Raw genomic sequence first — 16,492 nt, 5'->3', positions numbered from 1 at the left:
AAATCGCGCTCCACAAGGGGTTTTGCCGCAGAGGCAAAGAGAAGAAAAAATATCTCGAGAATCTTGCTCTAGCTGGAATAGTAGGACTAGGAGTAGAGTTGAGTTAAGTACACTCAAGTTTATGGGTTCACTCCATTAGAGAAAGGATGCGCGTGGACACGAAACTCACCACTAAGAGCCAAGAAGCTCTCTCAGCCTCCGGGATGAACGCTTCAACCGCAGGCAATCCGCAGATTGAACCTGCGCACCTGCTGAAGGCATTGCTGGACCAGCGCGAGTCCGTCGCAGTCGCCCTGCTGAAGACTGCCGGGTTGGATGTCGACGCGCTATCCGTCAAGGCAAGCGCTGTCATCAACGCGTTGCCCTCCAGCTCTGGCACCTCGGTCGCCCAGGCGCAGTACTCCCGGCAACTGCTGCAGGTCGTAAGCAACGCGCAGGCCGCCGCCGCGGAAATGGGGGACACCTACGTCTCCACGGAGCATCTGCTCATCGCCCTGGCATCGGACCAGACCAACGCAGGTGAAGCCCTGCGCGAGTTCGGCGCCACCCGTGAACTGCTGGTGGGTACCTTGCCGACCATCCGCGGCGACCGCAAGGTCGATAATCCGGATCCCGAGGCCACCTTCCAGTCCCTGGAGAAGTTCGGCACCGATATGACCGCCCTGGCGCGCTCGGGCAAACTGGATCCTGTCATCGGCCGCGACCGCGAGATCCGGCGCGTGGTGCAGGTGCTCTCCCGCCGCACCAAGAACAATCCAGTGCTGATCGGTGAACCCGGCGTGGGCAAGACCGCTGTCGTGGAAGGGCTGGCCCAGCGCATGATCGCTGGCGACGTCCCGGAGTCGCTGCGCGGCAAGACCTTGATCTCCTTGGATCTGGGTGCCATGGTCGCCGGTGCCAAGTACCGCGGCGAATTCGAAGAGCGGCTGAAGTCGGTGCTGGAAGAGATCAAGGCCTCGGATGGCCAGATTGTCACCTTCATTGACGAGATCCACACCGTGGTCGGTGCTGGCGCCTCCGAGGGTGCGATGGACGCCGGCAATATGCTCAAGCCGATGCTCGCCCGTGGCGAGCTGCGCCTGATCGGTGCCACCACACTGGACGAGTACCGCGAGAACATCGAGAAGGACCCGGCCCTGGAACGCCGCTTCGCCCAGGTATACGTGGGCGAGCCGAGCGTGGACGACACCATCGCCATCCTGCGTGGGTTGAAGGAGCGCTACGAGGCGCACCACAAGGTCTCCATCGCCGACTCCGCACTGGTGGCTGCTTCCACGCTGTCCAACCGCTACATCTCCGGACGCCAGTTGCCGGACAAGGCCATCGACCTGGTCGATGAGGCCGCCAGCCGGCTGCGCATGGAGATCGATTCGGCGCCGGAGGAGATCGACGAGCTGCGCCGCGAGGTGGACCGATTGACCATGGAAGAACTGGCTCTGTCCGATGAGACGGATCCAGCTTCGGTGGAACGCCTGGATGCCCTGCGCAAGGACATGGCTGACAAGAAGGAAAAGCTGGATGCGCTGAATTCCCAGTGGGAAGCGGAGAAGGCTGGCCTGAATCGCGTCGGCGATCTGAAGGTCAAGCTCGATGAACTGCGCAGCCAGGCCGACAAGGCCCAGCGCGAGGGGGATCTGGAGAAGGCATCGCGTCTGCTCTACGGGGAGATTCCGACGCTGCAACAGGAACTGGATGCGGCGGCCGCCGCCGAAGCCGACAAGGCCGAGACGCACACCATGGTCGCCGAGGAAGTCACCGCGGATGACATTGCGGAAGTCATCTCGGCCTGGACTGGCATCCCGGCTGGTCGCATGCTGCAGGGCGAAAGCCAGAAGCTGCTGGAGATGGAAGAGATCATCGGGCAGCGCCTGATGGGCCAGAAGCAGGCCGTCGCCGCGGTCTCCGATGCTGTGCGCCGTACCCGTGCCGGAATTGCCGACCCGAACCGGCCCACCGGTTCCTTCCTGTTCCTCGGTCCAACCGGTGTCGGCAAAACCGAGCTGGCCAAGTCGCTGGCGGACTTCCTCTTCGATGATCCGCGCGCGATGGTGCGCATCGACATGTCCGAATACTCGGAGAAGCATGCGGTGTCCCGCCTGGTCGGTGCCCCTCCGGGCTACGTGGGATACGAAGAGGGAGGACAGCTCACCGAAGCTGTACGCCGCCGCCCGTACTCGGTGATCCTGCTGGACGAGGTGGAGAAGGCGCACCCCGAAGTCTTCGACATCCTGCTGCAGGTACTCGATGACGGCCGGCTGACCGATGGCCAAGGGCGAACGGTGGACTTCAGGAACACCATCCTGATCCTCACCTCCAACCTGGGTTCCCAGTTCCTGGTGGATCCAAGCCTGGAAGACGACGCCAAGAAGTCAGCGGTGATGAACGTGGTCAACGCATCGTTCAAGCCGGAATTCTTGAACCGCCTGGATGAGGTCATCCTCTTCGACCCGCTGAGCATCGAGGAGCTGGGCAGCATCGTCAAGCTGCAGATCGACCTGCTCGCGCAACGCCTGGCCGATCGCCGCCTGAACCTGGAAGTGGACCAGGCCGCCAGCGAGTGGCTGGCCCTGACCGGTTATGATCCGGCCTACGGTGCTCGTCCACTGCGCCGATTGGTGCAGCGCGAGATCGGCGACCGGCTGGCCAAGGAGATCTTGGCTGGAGCGGTGCAGGATGGCGACACCGTTGCCGTCACCCTGGACGAAGCCGGCGACCAGCTCAAGGTGGCCAAGAAGTCCTAGGCAACTGGCAACGGCGAGGGCGTGAACAGATGGAAATCCGTTCACGCCCTCGCCGTTACTGCGCTAAAGCTGCTTAGCTGTCGGTGGTCTCTTCGCCATCGGACTTGTCGTCTGCCGGCTTTTCGTCCTCGGACTTCTTCTCTTCGGAGCTCCCCGATTCTTCATCGGTGGCGCCCTCGGGCAGCAAGGAGTTGCGGACGTTGCCCTCCGACAGGCTCAGGAAGCAGGAAACGGTGCGGTCGCCCTGGGCCCAGGTGCTCTCCGATGGGCGGGAGAAGTGGTAGGTCCAGGTGGAGTCCAACCCTGCACGCGGGTCCAGCGAGACCGACTTGCACAGGTCTTCGGACTGGGTGAGCAGCACGTTGGCACCGGGGTACTCCTCGCCATTGACCTGGAAGATGCCGATCACCTACGCATTGTGGGAGGAATCACAGGTCACGACGGTCTGCGGATCCAGTGGCGACGTGAATCCCCGCAGGCAATCGCCTTGCTCCAGCTGCGTAGGCGGCATCCCGGTGACAATGATGCCGTCGAGGCCTGGATTCTCATTGCGTTCCACATTGTTCGCAGTTGGCGAAGCAGGTGGATCCACGAGCCTTAACACCACGAAAACCACTGCAGCGGCCAGCGCCAGAACGGCGACAATCATCAGGGCCCATTGGGCACTCTGCCGCTTCGGCTTCTCCGGTTCTGGCTGCAATGGCGGCAAAGCCGCCTGCGGCTCGGGCAGATTGTTTTCCACCACCAGTTGAGCTCCTTCGTGGTTGGGGCAGGCGATCGCTCGCCGGCTCAATACATAGTCGTTGGACTAATCCACAGTCTAGCTGTTTCGTTGGGTGTTGCATTCAGCGCTCGCCGGTGAATCGTGTTAACCTTTAATTACGAAAGAACTGATCACATATTCGGGGGCCTTCACTTCTTACCGGTGGACCACCTCCCGACTCTACTGAAAAGAGGGGGTCACGCCATGGGGCGCGGCCGTCAAAAGGCTAAAGCACAGCGTCAGGCGCGAGATATCAAGTACTACTCGCCATCCACTGACCTTTCGGCACTTGAACGCGAGTTGGGCGTTCGGTCCGATCATCATGCTCAGAATTCTGAGCGTAATGATTCATCGTATGACGACGAATACTCGGAATACGACGAGCTGACTAAGAAGTACTCGGGAGATGACGAAGACGAGTAGCCTCGTCTTCTGATGCCGGGAGTCCTTGGCTCAGAGTGCCACACCTTAAGCATTGAGTGGTACAGCTCTTCAGTACATTTTGCGACAAGCCGCAGAGACTAAGCTAAATTAGCTTTTAGTCGCTGCGGCCTTTGTCGTGCCCAGCAATTCTAAGGTGGAACGTGAGCACTCCAGAAGAACTGTCGATCCAGATGGCGCATCATTCGGCGATCCGCTCCATGCAGCGCATTGTGGAGCAGCAAGCGGCGCCCTCGCCGGAAAACGAGGCCCGGGACGGAGTCCAGCGGATGCTGAATGCCGGGAATGTGCTCGTGGTGACTGGCGCCGGCGTATCCACGGATTCGGGAATCCCGGATTACCGCGGCCCCAATGGTTCATTGCAACGCCACCGGCCAATGACCTATCAGGAATTCCGTTTCCGCCCCGAAGCCCGTCAGCGCTACTGGGCCCGCGGCTACGTCGGCTGGCGGCATATGGACAAAGCAGAGCCCAACCGCATCCACCGGCGCCTGGTGCAGTGGGAAGAACAGGGGAAAATCAGCGGCATCATCACCCAGAACGTGGACGGGTTGCATCAGCAGGCAGGATCCAAGCGCGTGATTCCGGTGCATGGCGACCTGTCGATTGTCCGCTGCCTGGACTGCGGGAACAGTGAGAACCGCATTGACTTCGATCTGCGTCTCCAAGCAGCCAATGAGGGATATCCGGAAGCCGTGGAGATCGATCCCAGCGCGGTGAACCCCGACGGCGATGTGGAGCTGCCCCAGTACCTGGTCGACCGGTTCAACATGGCGGCCTGCTTGCGCTGCGGATCGCTCGTGCTGAAACCTGACGTGGTGTACTTCGGCGAGAGCGTTCCAGCCGAACGCAAGGAGCGTATCGCGGCACTGGAAGCAGAATCCACGGCGCTGCTGGTGATGGGCTCCTCGCTTGCGGTCATGAGCGGCTACAAGATCCTGTTGAACTTCGTCAAGCGGGATTTGCCGGTGGCGCTGATAACCAATGGCCACGTCCGCGGCGAGCAGAAGGCCACTTGGCGCTGGCGGGTGCCGTTGGAAGACGCGCTGGAGCAATTGGACTAGCGGAGAATATTTCGCTCCGCAAGGCCATGGTGGTTAAAACCCGATGCGCCGCACTGAAATCAATGCGGCGCATCGGGTTTATAGGAGCTTTCGGTGGCCTACTTGGCGTAGTTGCCGGTCAGCAGCACTGCGCCGCCGTCCACGCCCTTGGCACCCTGGACAAAGTCCAGTCCGGCATCGGCAGCCGACGGATCGATGTTCTCGACTCCGCCCATGACCCACGCGCCCATGCCCGCAGCGTTCAGCAGCTCGACTGCACGATCAGCGACGGCTGGGTCAACGACAGCAACCATGCCCACGCCCAGGTTCAGGGTGCGCTCCAGATCAGGCTGCGGCACGTTGCCCAGCTGCGCGACGGTGGAGAAGACTGCTGGCAGCGCCCATGTGGAGCGGTCCACGCGGGCCATCAGGCCGCGGGGCAGCACACGCGCGAGGTTGGCAGCCAGGCCGCCGCCGGTGACGTGGCTGAAGCCGTGCACGCCGAAGTTCTCCCCGTTGTTCAGTGCGCCGACCAGGTCCAGGCAGGCGGTGGTGTAGATGCGGGTCGGAACCAGCAGCTCCTCGCCAAGGGTCTTGCCGAATTCGTCGACCTGGCGGTCCAGTTCCCACTTGGCGTGGGCGATGACGCGGCGCACCAGCGAGTAGCCGTTGGAGTGGATGCCGGAGGAGGCCATGCCGATGACCACGTCGCCGGCTTTTACGCGCTCCGGGCCGAGCAGCTGGTCGGCCTCGATGACTCCGGTGGCGGCACCCGCTACGTCGTACTCGTCCTCAGCCAGCAGGCCCGGGTGCTCGGCGGTCTCGCCACCAACCAGCGCGGTGCCCGCCAGCTTGCAGCCCTCGGCGATGCCGCGCACGATGTCGGCAATGCGCTCCGGGACGACCTTGCCGGTGGCGATGTAGTCGGTCATGAACAGCGGCTTGGCGCCCACTACGACGATGTCATCGACCACCATGCCGACCAGGTCCTGGCCGATGGTGTCGTGGATGTCCAGCTTCTGGGCGATGGCGACCTTGGTGCCCACGCCGTCGGTGGAGGTGGCCAGGTACGGCTTCTTGTAGCCGGTGAGGAACGATACGTCGAAGAGCCCGGCGAAGCCGCCGACCCCGCCCACGACGCCGGAGGTGTGGGTTGCCTTGATCGCGCCCTTCATCAACTCAACGGCACGGTCACCGGCCTCAACGTCAACGCCGGCACCGGCATAGGTGATGGAAGTTGGCTGCTGATCATTGCCGCTCATGGCAGTCGGTTCCTTTTCTGTTCGGGGCGCCGCGGATGCGGCGCCCTTTGCAACGGGATGGTTGGGGATCGTGAAGGGACTAGCTGTTGATTTCGAACTCGGCATCAGGGCCCGGCTCGCAGCCGGCCTGGTTGCTGCGCTCCAGCAGGTTCTTGCCGCGGCGCTCCTCATTGGCCAAGGCGATCGGATAGTCGCCGGTGAAGCATGCGGTGCACAACCGTTCGCGCGGCTGGCGGGTGGCCTCGATCATGCCGTCTTCGGAAATGTACGCCAGCGAGTCGGCGCCGATGGAGGTAGCGATCTCGTCCACGGCCGCGCCGTTGGCGATCAGCTCGGCACGCGACGCGAAGTCGATGCCGTAGAAGCAGGGCCACTTCACTGGAGGCGAGGAGATCTTCACATGCACCTCGGCGGCACCGGCCTCGCGCAGCATGCGCACCACCGCGCGCTGGGTGTTGCCGCGGACAATCGAATCGTCCACCACGACCACGCGCTTGCCGCGCAGCACGGTCTCCAGGGCGTTGAGCTTGAGCTTGATGCCCAGCTGGCGCAGGGTCTGGCTCGGCTGGATGAAGGTGCGGCCCACATAGGCGTTCTTCACGAAGCCGTGGGTGAACGGGATGCCGGATTCCTCGGCGTAGCCGATGGCGGCCGGGGTGCCGGACTCCGGGACCGGGATCACGATGTCCGCCTCGGCGCTGTTCTCGCGGGCCAGCTGGCGGCCCATCTCCACGCGGGACTCGTACACCGAGCGGCCGGCAATGGCGGCATCTGGACGCGCCAGGTAGACGTACTCGAAGACGCAGCCCTTGGGGGTGGGTTCGGCAAAGCGGGTGGAACGCACGCCGTTCTCATCGATGGCGATCATTTCGCCTGGCTCGATTTCGCGGATGAACGAGGCACCGACGGTAGCCAGGGCCGGCTGCTCGGAGGCAACCACCCAGCCGCGGTCCAAGCGGCCCAGGACCAGCGGGCGCACGCCATGCGGGTCGCGGGCGGCGTACAGGGTGTCCTCGTTCATGAAGACGAAGCAGAAAGCGCCTTCGATCTTCGGCAGCAGCTCCAGCGCGGTTTCTTCCAGCGACTGGCCTTCGGAGCCGGCCAGCAAGGCGGTGACTAGTGCGGTGTCGGTGGTGTTGCCCTGGGCGAGTTCGCCGCGGACCTTGCCGCCTTCGGCCTGCTGTTTGGCGGAGACCATGTCGGCCAGGTCGGCGGAGTTGGTCAAATTGCCGTTGTGGGCCAGCGCGACGGTGCCGGTCTGGGTCGGGCCCAGGGTCGGCTGCGCATTGGCCCAGTGGCTGGCACCGGTGGTCGAATAGCGGCAGTGGCCAATGGCCAGCTGGCCGGTCATGGAGTTCAGCGTATTCTCGTCGAATACCTGGGAGACCAGGCCCATGTCCTTGTAGACATTGATGCGCGCGCCATCGCTCGTGGCGATGCCGGCGGATTCCTGTCCGCGGTGCTGCAGGGCATACAGGCCGTAATAGGTGAGTTTTGCGACCTCTTCGCCAGGAGCCCAAACGCCGAAAACGCCGCATTCATCCTGCGGGCCCTTGTCGCTTGGAAGCAGGTCGTGATTTAAGAATCCATCGCCACGCGCCATGTTGGTTATTCTCTCATGTTCCGGTTGGTCGACACCGACCAAGAATGTGGTGGGTGGCGGCCAGGTGCGCGGCCGCCTGCTCTTCTAACTCAGGAGAAAAGCTGCCTAGCCTTGCTGTCCGCTGGAGTCAGTGTCCTCGGCCAGAGGAACTGCCAGATGCTTGGTGGTTTTGCGTGAGGTCACGCGGTCAACAATCACGTATGCCAGTGCGCCGATGCCTACGCCCAAGCCTGCGCCGAAGATTGCAAAGAATCCAGAGGCCGAGGCACGGGTGTATTCCTGCGACGGTTCGCCAAGCAGGCCAATGATGAGGCCGACTAGCGCACCGAAGACCGCGAAGGTCAAAATGAACGGCCAAAACTTGGGCGATGAGTGAATTTGCACTTCAACGCCCTGATCGGCAGGCGACGGTGTAGCGGGGTGTTGCTCCATGCCCTTAAGGGTACTCAATAAGTGGTAGGTGTGCTGACAAGTCTGCCCTAAGTCCCGAAGCGTGCAATTGCCCAGTTTGCAGGGCTTCGGCCCAACTTATGCGGCCAGTAGCCAAGGAAAGCCAGAGTTCAGCAGGCATTTCGACCACATTCGGGGGAGTTCCGCGGGTATGCCGAGGCCCGGCTATGCACTGAGTCACACCGAAGGGCGGAACGCGCACCTCGACCGAATTGCCTTCGGCGCGGGAAGCCAGCTCCTCCAGCGAAAACCGCACTGCTGTGGCCAGCACCGGCCGGGCTGTTTTTCCTTGTCCCTGCGCGGTTGAGGACCATTCTCGCAAGGCCGCTCGGCCAGCGGTTTCATCAACGCGCCTTTTGATTGCCATGGGTCGATTCCACTTTCTCTCAATGACAGAGAAACGTCATATTCCTCTGTTCAAGATCTCTGCCGCGGATCCGGGACAACCGTAAATCCAGCCATGCCAACTCTAGTCCAGCTGGCCGAACGCCAGCTGACAGCTTCGAAGGTGCTCAGGTGCAATACCGGAAGCGAACTCGCCCGGCGTGCGGGGACCCGGCAGCCGTTCGAGTGCAGGGCTGGACGCTGGCCTCGCGTGCGTCATAGACGCGGTTGGCCCATGGATTCTCCGGTAAACTCGACCGCGTGAAGGTACTGGTTATTGGCCCAGGCGGCCGTGAACATGCAATTGTCCGTGCACTGAGTGCAGACCCCTACGTCAACGAAGTTCATTGCGCCCCCGGCAACGCCGGTATCGCACAGGACGTCACCACCCATGCAATCGACGCGCAGGACCCTGCAGCAGTCGTCGCGCTGGCCCAGGAACTCGGCAGCGACCTGGTGGTTGTCGGACCTGAAGCGCCCCTGGCCGCGGGCGTCGCCGATGCCCTGATCGCCGCGCAGATCCCGGTCTTCGGCCCGACCCAAGCCGCCGCACAGCTCGAAGCCTCCAAGGCTTTCGCCAAGAACGTCATGGCTGCCGCCGAGGTTCCCACCGCGATGGCCCATGTGGCCGCGACCCGCGAGGAAGCCGCCAATGCGCTGGATGACTTCGGTGCACCGTACGTGGTCAAGGACGACGGCCTGGCCGCCGGCAAGGGCGTGGTGGTCACCAGCGATCGCGAGGAAGCCCTGGAGCACGCAGATGCGTGCTTCGCTGCCGACGGCACCGTCGTCATCGAGGAATTCCTCGACGGCCCGGAAGTGTCCCTGTTTGTCATCTGCGATGGCAAGCATGCGGTTCCGCTGTCCCCGGCGCAGGACTTCAAGCGCATCTTCGACAATGACGAAGGCCCGAACACCGGCGGCATGGGTGCCTACTCGCCGCTGGAATGGCTGCCGGAGAACTTCGTCGACGAGGTCATGGACCGTGTCGCCTACCCGACCCTGCGCGAGATGGAAAAGCGCGGCACCCCGTTCACCGGCGTGCTGTACTGCGGCTTGGCCATCACCAAGCGCGGCATCCGCGTGATCGAGTTCAACGCCCGCTTCGGCGACCCGGAAACCCAGGCTGTGCTGGCACGCCTGAAGACCCCGCTGGGCGGGGTGCTGCTGGCTGCCGCCACGGGCCGGCTCGATGATGCAGAGCAGCTGACCTGGTCCGCGCAGACCGCTGTCGATGTGGTCATCGCCGCCGAGAACTACCCGGACACCCCGGTCAAGGGGGCAGCGATCTCCGGTCTGGAAGCAGCTAACGCAATCGATGGCGTGCACGTGATGCATGCAGGAACTTCTGCCGACGCGGACGGGAACATCATCGTTTCCGGCGGCCGCGTGCTGGCAGTGGTGGGCCTGGGCGATGGCCTGGCCGCGGCCCGCGCCGCGGCCTATGCCGGGGTAGCCGAGATCAGCTGGGATGGCGCCCAGTCGCGCACCGACATTGCGCTGAAGGCCGAACGCGGCGACATCGTCATCGCCAACGACAGCAAGTAGAGGACAACAGAACTCATGGCAGGATTCCAGACCGAAGTGCTCGACCTTAAAGGTTGGGATCATTTCTACTCGGGCAAGGTACGCGACCTGTACGTGCCTGCAGGAGCCAGCTTCGAGGAGACCGACCGGGTCCTCGTGGTGGCCTCCGACCGCATCAGCGCCTACGACTTCGTGCTCGCCAGCGAAATCCCGGACAAGGGCAAGGTGCTCACCCAGCTCAGCCTCTGGTGGTTCGAGCAGTTGGGCGGCTTCGCCAACCACGTGATCTCCACCGATGTGCCGGCCGCCGTGGACGGCCGCGCGATGGTGTGCAAGAAGCTTGAGATGTACCCGATCGAGTGCATCGCCCGCGGCTACCTGACAGGTTCCGGCCTGGCCGAATACAAGGTATCGCAGACGGTGTGCGAGCTGCCCCTGCCCGAGGGCCTGGTGGATGGTTCGCGCCTGGAACCGGCGCTGTTCACCCCGTCGGCCAAGGCCGAGGTGGGGGAGCATGACGAGAATATCTCCTTCGCCCAGACCGTGGACCGCGTGGGTACCGAGGTAGCCGAAGCGCTGCGCGAAAAGACCGTGGCCTTGTACGAGCAGGCCGAGAAGATCGCCCGCGCACGCGGCATCATCCTGGCCGATACCAAGGTTGAATTCGGCGCCGATCCGGCGACCGGCGAGATCACCCTGGGCGATGAGGTGCTGACCCCTGATTCCTCGCGATTCTGGGATGCCGAAACATACAAGCCGGGCCAGGCGCAGGCCAGCTTCGACAAGCAGTTCGTCCGCGATTGGCTGACCTCGGCCGAATCGGGCTGGGACAAGAACTCGGGCGAAGAGCCGCCGCTTCTGCCAGCGGAGATCATCGAGAAGACCCGTGCCCGCTACATCGAGGCCTATGAACGGCTGACCGGACAGGCCTTCAACGCCTAGCCCAGATGAACAGCGACAGGACCCCGCACCGCCGATTAAGGCAGTGCGGGGTCCTTGGGCTTAAGCCGAGCCATCTGGCGGCGGTTGGAAACGGGTGGTTAGACTCGAGGCATGGCTGGCAAAGCGGCAACGGTGGAAGCGTATCTCGATGCGCTGGAACCGGATTTCCGGGCGGAGCTGGAAAGGATTCGCGCCCTGGTGAAGGGACTGGTTCCGGAAGCGGAAGAAACCATGAGCTATTCGATGCCCACCCTGAAGTACAAGCAGCGTGCCTTGGTTTACTTCACCGCGTCGAAGAAGCACCTGAGCTTCTACCCATCCTGCCGGGCCATTGAGGAACTGGAAGACCGGTTGGAGGGCGTCAGCAAGACCGTCCATGCCATCCGATTCACTTAGGCCGCGCCGTTGCCCGACGACCTGGTCAGGGACCTCGTGCTCGTCCATGTCCGGGAGATTGACGCGGGAAGGCAGTAGGCGCCCGCCAAGCTACACCAGCGAGTCCTTCCACGCCTTGTGCAGGGCCGCGAAGCGCCCGTCATCGGCAATCAGCTGGGCCGGGGTGCCGTCCTCGGCGATCTTGCCGTCGTGGACCACCAGCACCCGGTCAGCGATCTGCACGGTCGACAGGCGGTGCGCAATGATCAGTGCGGTGCGGTTGCCCAGCAGGGTCTGCAATCCGCGCTGCACTGCCCGTTCCGAAGGGATATCCAAGGAGCTGGTGGCCTCATCCAGGATCAGCACCGCAGGATCGGCCAGGAAGGCGCGGGCGAAGGAGATCAGCTGGCGCTGGCCGGCCGAGACCCGTCCGCCACGCTTGTTCACGTCGGTGTCATAGCCTTCGGGCAGTTCCATGATGAACTCATGGGCACCGACTGCGCGGGCCGCATCCTGGATCTGTTCCAGCGATGCGCCGGGACGGCCCAGCGCGATATTCTCGGCCACCGAGCCGGAGAAGAGGAAGGCTTCCTGGGTGACCATAACGACGTGCTGGCGCAATTCCTTGTTGGACAGTTCGTTGACCGGCACCGAATCCAGTTCCAGGGTGCCCGAACGCAGGTCGTAGAAGCGGGCAATGAGCTTGGCCAGCGTGGACTTGCCGGCACCGGTCTGACCCACCACCGCCACGGTTTGTCCGGCCGGGATCCGCAGGTCGAATTCCTCCATGATCACCGGGCCGTCGCCGTAGCCGAAGACCGCGTCCTTGAAGACCAGCTCGCCGGCCACCTTGCCGATGCTGCGCGGGACGGCAGGCTCGCGCACGCTCGGTTCCTCCTCCAGCAGTCCCGAAACCTTCTCCAGTGCGGCGGTGGCAGACTGCAGCGAGGAGTAGAACATGGCGATCTGCTCGACTGGCTGGAACAGGCGCTTGGATGCGAGCAGGATCGCCACCATCGCGCCGACCTGCATGGTGCCGTCAATGATGCGGAACCCGCCGTAGGCCAGCAGCGAGGCCACCGTCAGGTTGCCGATCAGCACCAGGCCGGGCTGCAGCACGCCGAAGAGGTTGAAGGAACGTACCGAGTTCACCCGGTACTGCTCGGCGAGATCCGAGTAGTTCTCGTCGTTGGCTGCCTCGCGGCGGAACGCCTTGACCGCGCGGATGCCGGTCATCGTCTCCACAAAGGTGGAGATGACCCGGGCCGACACCACGCGGGATTCGCGGTAGAGGACCTCGGATTGGCGCTGGTACCAGAAGAACAGGAGCGTGACCGGGATGGCTGCAACGCAGACCACCAGGCCGCTGCGCCAGTCGAGGAAGAAAATCGAGGCCAGGGTGAAAACCACGAACACGCAGGAGGAGGCCAGTTCCGAAACGCCCTGGTCCAGCAGTTCGCGCAGTGTTTCCAGATCAGAGGTCTGCCGGGAAATGATCCGCCCGGAAGTGTAGTTCTCGTGGAATTCGAGGCTCAAGCGCTGGGTATGGCGGAAGACCTGCTGGCGAAGATCCAAGAGCATCGCCTGGGAGATCCGTGCCGCGCTGGTGATGTACCAGGAGAGCAGTACGCCGCTGAGGACCGCACCGAGGATGTAGCCTGCACCGGTCAGCCCCAACGCGCCCCAGTTGCCTTCGCGCACCTGCGGCAAGGTCCAGTCGATGGAGAAGGCGATCAGCACCGGAAGCAGCACGCGCGCCGCATTGGATACCAGCACCAGAACCACGGTGAGGATGAAAAGCTTCTTCTGCGGCATGGCCAGGGCGGCCAGCAGCCGGAAGGAGCGCTGGCGCACGACCTTGCGTTCGGCCGCAGAGAGCTTGATGGCGTCTTCATTGGCAACGCCCAGGGGCTTGCTCATCGGGAAACCTCCGAGGTGGCTGGCTGCTCTTCGTCGTCCAGGCTGGCGATGACGAAACGGTAATGCTCATTGGTGCTCAGCAGATGGGTGTGGCTGCCCACCGCATCGATGCGGCCGTCACGCAGCAATGCCACCCGGTCGGCGAGCATCACGGTTGAGGGCCGGTGCGCCACGATCAGCGTGGTGGTCCCGGCCAGCACTTCGCGCAGCCGCTCGGTGACCAGTTCCTCGGTGCGCACATCCAGGGCCGACAGCGGGTCGTCGAGAACCAGGACGCTCGGGCGTGCCGCGATGGCACGGGCCAGGGCGATGCGCTGGCGTTGCCCGCCGGAGAGCGAAAGGCCCTCCTCGCCGATCAGGGTGTCCACCCCGTCGGGCAGGGTATAGGCGAACTGCGCCTGGGCGACGTCCAATGCTTCTGAAAGCAGCGCTTCGCGCTGCCGCTCATCGAGGTGTTCCGGTGCGCCGAGCAGCACATTGCCGCGAATGCTGGTGGAAAACAAGGTGGTGTCCTCGAAAGCCACGGCGATTTCCGCTCGCAGCTGCTCAAGGTCCCAGTCCTTGACGTCCTGGCCATGGACCAGCACCTTGCCAGCGGTGGCTTCATGCAGGCGAGGCACCAGGTTCAGCAAGGTGGACTTGCCCGAACCGGTGATGCCCACCAGCGCCATGGTTTCCCCGGGGCGGATTTCCAGATTGATGTCGGCCAGGATCGGCCGGCGGGTGCCGGCGGTATCAGGGTAGGCGAAGCGCACATGCTCCAGCTTCACGCTGCCATCGCGTTCTGCCGGGATCTGCGGCTGTGCGGGGGAGGCGATGTCGTTGATTGAATCCATCACTTCGAAATGCCGGTCCAGGGCAGTTTTGGTGCTCAGCGTCATGCCCAGCAGCATGCCCATGCCTTCGACGGGGCCGGCGATGACCGCGGCGATCGCGAAATAGGCCACCAGCGAGCCGACGCTCAACGTGCCGTTGGCGACCTGGGCAAGGCCGATGACCAAGCCGATGCCCAGAATGGTTTCGGGGACGGCAACGACGGTGAGCAGGAAGCTGGCCAGCGTCTTGGCCTTGGTGATTTCGGTTTCCTGCAGGGACTTGGCCTGGGCGTTGAAGCCCTCGTAGACGTGCGGCCCGCGGCCAAAGGCCTTGATGACCCGGATGCCGTGCACGGATTCTTCCACGGCGGTGGCCAGATCGCCGGCTTGGTCCTGGCTTCGCCGGCTGGCGGCCCGGTAGTCGTTGCGGAAGCGGTAGGCCTTGATGGCAATCGGGATGGAACCCAGCAGGTAGAGCAATCCCAGGATCCACGAATGGGTGAACATCAGCACCAGGCCGGTGATGACGGTGACGGTTTCAACTACCAGCATCATCGCGCCGAAGGCGAGCCAGCGGCGCAAGAGGGACAGGTCCGACATGGACCGGGAGAGCAGCTGTCCCGAGCCCCAGCGTTCGTGAAACGCCACAGGCAGGCGTTGCAGGTGCTTGTAGAAGCGGATGCGCATCTGCGCTTCAAGGCCTGCTGCGGGATTCAGCACGAATTGGCGGCGCAGGAAGATCAGCAGCGCTTCGACGAAGCCCAGCGCGGCGATGATGCCGACGGAAATCCACACTTCCGAGGCCGCTCCATCACGCTGCAGCACGACGTTCACCAGCCAGGCGAGGACCTGTGGGATGGCCAGGGCGACAATGCCTGCTCCGAGCGCGCAGAGGAAACCGCAAACGAGCCGAGGGAAAATCGGCTTGACGAAGGGAGCGAGACGCTTCAGTGTTGCAGTGAGCGGGACCGGATCATCGGATCCATTCGGTTGAGCCTGAGCCACGGTACCCCGCATTCATCCAGAAGTTTGACAGATCTACAGACTACCGGCAGTAGTTGGGATAATTCAATCAATACGCCACTTTGGGAAAGAAGTGCTTCACAATGGATGCTAATAATCCCCGGCCGAGCACCAGCAAGGTGCTAGACCGGGGATTATCTGGAAGAATTTCCTGCTTTAGCCGCGGGCCGCCAGGGTGACCAGCACGGCCTCCGGCGGGCAGGCAAAGCGGATCGGAGCGAATCTCGAAGTGCCGATGCCGGCGGAAACGTTCAACGGAACGGTGTTGCCGTTGTAGTCCCAATCGGTCAAGCCGCGGGCACGCCAAGTCGGCAGGTCGCAGTTGGAGACCAATGCGCCGTACCCGGGGATGCAAACCTGGCCGCCATGGGTGTGGCCGGCGAAAATGACATCGGCCTGCGCCTCGGTGAATTGGTCCAGGACCCGCTGGTAGGGAGCGTGGGTGAGCGCGATCCGCACGTGGGGCGCCTGGTTGCTGGAGGAGGACCCGCGCGGCCAGCCCGCGAAGTGGTCGAGATCGAGGTGCGGATCATCGACACCTGAAAGGTCCAGGCGCAGGCCGTTGAGCACGGTGGAATGCGCGCGGTTGGACATATTGATCCAGCCGGCGCTGCCGAAGGCACGGTGCATCTCTTCGAACGGTAGCTTGTCGCGGGAGGCTGGACTGGGGGTTCCGGTTGAGGGAGCCAAGTACTTGAACGGGTTCTTCAGCTTCGGAGCGTAATAGCAGTTCGAGCCGGGAACGAACGCGCCGGGGAAAGCCATCAGCGGTTCCAGCGCCTTGATCAGGGCCGGTACGCCCTTGCGGTGGCTGAGGTTGTCGCCGGTGTTGATGACGAAGTCGGGCTCCAGATCTGCCAGGCTGCGCAGCCACCGGGTTTTGGCTTCCTGCCCCGGAACCATGTGGATGTCCGACAGGTGCAGGACCTTGATGTCGCCGTATCCGCGCGGCAGGACCTTGAGCGTCTCATGGCGCAGCCCGAACTTCTGGGCCTCCAGCATGCCGTAGCCCACTAGTGCGCCGCCGATGGCCAGGGCGCCGCTGGCGGCGAGGGCCGCCGTGCCACTGGCGTGGCGCAATGCCGAAACGAAATTATTCTGTTCAACCATGACTTCTGTGCCATCGTCCTTTCAAGCCCTGCGGCCACTTCTGCTGAAGTTCTCCTATGCCAATCTAAACCGGAAGGCCGCGTTCAACCAAAG

General features: G+C 63.3%; 15 protein-coding genes. 6 read left to right on the top strand and 9 right to left on the bottom strand.

Annotated features, from left to right (window positions below; genetic code table 11):
* Positions 1–152: 152 nt before the first annotated feature.
* The gene (gene clpB, locus JOE62_RS13545; RefSeq protein ID WP_204722742.1) at positions 153–2,741 is read left to right on the top strand and encodes an ATP-dependent chaperone ClpB; all 2,589 of its coding nucleotides are present in this window, start codon (positions 153–155) and stop codon (positions 2,739–2,741) included.
* A gap of 73 nt (positions 2,742–2,814) precedes the next feature.
* Here clpB and JOE62_RS13540 read toward each other — a convergent pair whose 3' ends face one another.
* Both JOE62_RS13540 and JOE62_RS13535 read right to left on the bottom strand, forming a co-directional pair.
* A complete protein-coding gene (locus JOE62_RS13540; protein WP_204722741.1) occupies positions 2,815–3,150 on the bottom strand; it encodes a hypothetical protein in 336 nt (111 codons plus the stop codon).
* The gene (locus tag JOE62_RS13535) at positions 3,151–3,486 is read right to left on the bottom strand and encodes a hypothetical protein (RefSeq protein ID WP_204722740.1); all 336 of its coding nucleotides are present in this window, start codon (positions 3,484–3,486) and stop codon (positions 3,151–3,153) included. It lies immediately after the preceding gene.
* 222 nt (positions 3,487–3,708) lie between these two features.
* Here JOE62_RS13535 and JOE62_RS13530 point away from each other — a divergent pair, with 222 nt between their 5' ends.
* Both JOE62_RS13530 and JOE62_RS13525 read left to right on the top strand, forming a co-directional pair.
* Complete coding sequence (locus tag JOE62_RS13530) at positions 3,709–3,927, top strand: DUF3073 domain-containing protein (protein ID WP_038991764.1); 219 nt, start codon at positions 3,709–3,711, stop codon at positions 3,925–3,927.
* Between the two features lie 191 nt (positions 3,928–4,118).
* Positions 4,119–5,009, top strand: coding sequence for a Sir2 family NAD-dependent protein deacetylase (locus tag JOE62_RS13525; protein ID WP_204723307.1), 891 nt, complete (start codon positions 4,119–4,121; stop codon positions 5,007–5,009).
* Between the two features lie 98 nt (positions 5,010–5,107).
* Here JOE62_RS13525 and purM read toward each other — a convergent pair whose 3' ends face one another.
* The 4 genes from purM to JOE62_RS13505 all read right to left on the bottom strand — a co-directional run bounded on the left by purM (position 5,108) and on the right by JOE62_RS13505 (position 8,670).
* Positions 5,108–6,250, bottom strand: coding sequence for a phosphoribosylformylglycinamidine cyclo-ligase (gene purM, locus JOE62_RS13520; RefSeq protein ID WP_204722739.1), 1,143 nt, complete (start codon positions 6,248–6,250; stop codon positions 5,108–5,110).
* Positions 6,251–6,329: 79 nt separating this feature from the next.
* The gene (purF, locus tag JOE62_RS13515) at positions 6,330–7,853 is read right to left on the bottom strand and encodes an amidophosphoribosyltransferase (RefSeq protein ID WP_204722738.1); all 1,524 of its coding nucleotides are present in this window, start codon (positions 7,851–7,853) and stop codon (positions 6,330–6,332) included.
* A 105-nt stretch (positions 7,854–7,958) separates the two neighbouring features.
* The gene (locus JOE62_RS13510) at positions 7,959–8,285 is read right to left on the bottom strand and encodes a hypothetical protein (protein WP_141358895.1); all 327 of its coding nucleotides are present in this window, start codon (positions 8,283–8,285) and stop codon (positions 7,959–7,961) included.
* Positions 8,286–8,289: 4 nt separating this feature from the next.
* Positions 8,290–8,670: a sterol carrier family protein gene (locus tag JOE62_RS13505; protein ID WP_204722737.1), complete on the bottom strand. Its 381-nt coding sequence runs from the start codon at positions 8,668–8,670 to the stop codon at positions 8,290–8,292.
* 278 nt (positions 8,671–8,948) lie between these two features.
* On the opposite strand from JOE62_RS13505, the gene purD reads away from it, so the two are divergent.
* The 3 genes from purD to JOE62_RS13490 all read left to right on the top strand — a co-directional run bounded on the left by purD (position 8,949) and on the right by JOE62_RS13490 (position 11,552).
* On the top strand, positions 8,949–10,235 hold the full coding sequence (gene purD / locus JOE62_RS13500) for a phosphoribosylamine--glycine ligase (RefSeq protein ID WP_204722736.1): 1,287 nt from the start codon (positions 8,949–8,951) through the stop codon (positions 10,233–10,235).
* Positions 10,236–10,250: 15 nt separating this feature from the next.
* Positions 10,251–11,156, top strand: coding sequence for a phosphoribosylaminoimidazolesuccinocarboxamide synthase (locus JOE62_RS13495; RefSeq protein ID WP_204722735.1), 906 nt, complete (start codon positions 10,251–10,253; stop codon positions 11,154–11,156).
* Positions 11,157–11,267: 111 nt separating this feature from the next.
* Complete coding sequence (locus JOE62_RS13490) at positions 11,268–11,552, top strand: iron chaperone (RefSeq protein WP_204722734.1); 285 nt, start codon at positions 11,268–11,270, stop codon at positions 11,550–11,552.
* Positions 11,553–11,642: 90 nt separating this feature from the next.
* On the opposite strand, the gene JOE62_RS13485 is transcribed toward JOE62_RS13490, so the two are convergent.
* The 3 genes from JOE62_RS13485 to JOE62_RS13475 form a co-directional block, all read right to left on the bottom strand.
* Positions 11,643–13,451 (bottom strand): ABC transporter ATP-binding protein, encoded by a 1,809-nt coding sequence (locus JOE62_RS13485; RefSeq protein ID WP_204722733.1) that lies wholly within the window; start codon positions 13,449–13,451, stop codon positions 11,643–11,645.
* Positions 13,448–15,283: an ABC transporter ATP-binding protein gene (locus JOE62_RS13480; protein WP_239543378.1), complete on the bottom strand. Its 1,836-nt coding sequence runs from the start codon at positions 15,281–15,283 to the stop codon at positions 13,448–13,450. The genes JOE62_RS13485 and JOE62_RS13480 overlap by 4 nt, the downstream gene beginning before the upstream one ends.
* Positions 15,284–15,445: 162 nt before the next feature.
* The gene (locus JOE62_RS13475) at positions 15,446–16,399 is read right to left on the bottom strand and encodes a metallophosphoesterase (RefSeq protein ID WP_073705827.1); all 954 of its coding nucleotides are present in this window, start codon (positions 16,397–16,399) and stop codon (positions 15,446–15,448) included.
* Between the last annotated feature and the right edge of the window lie 93 nt (positions 16,400–16,492).

It is taken from the genome of Glutamicibacter nicotianae, assembly GCF_016907615.1.
Classification (GTDB): domain Bacteria; phylum Actinomycetota; class Actinomycetes; order Actinomycetales; family Micrococcaceae; genus Glutamicibacter; species Glutamicibacter nicotianae.
Note: the sequence above shows the minus strand (reverse complement) of the source record. Positions and strands in the feature narration are given on the sequence as shown.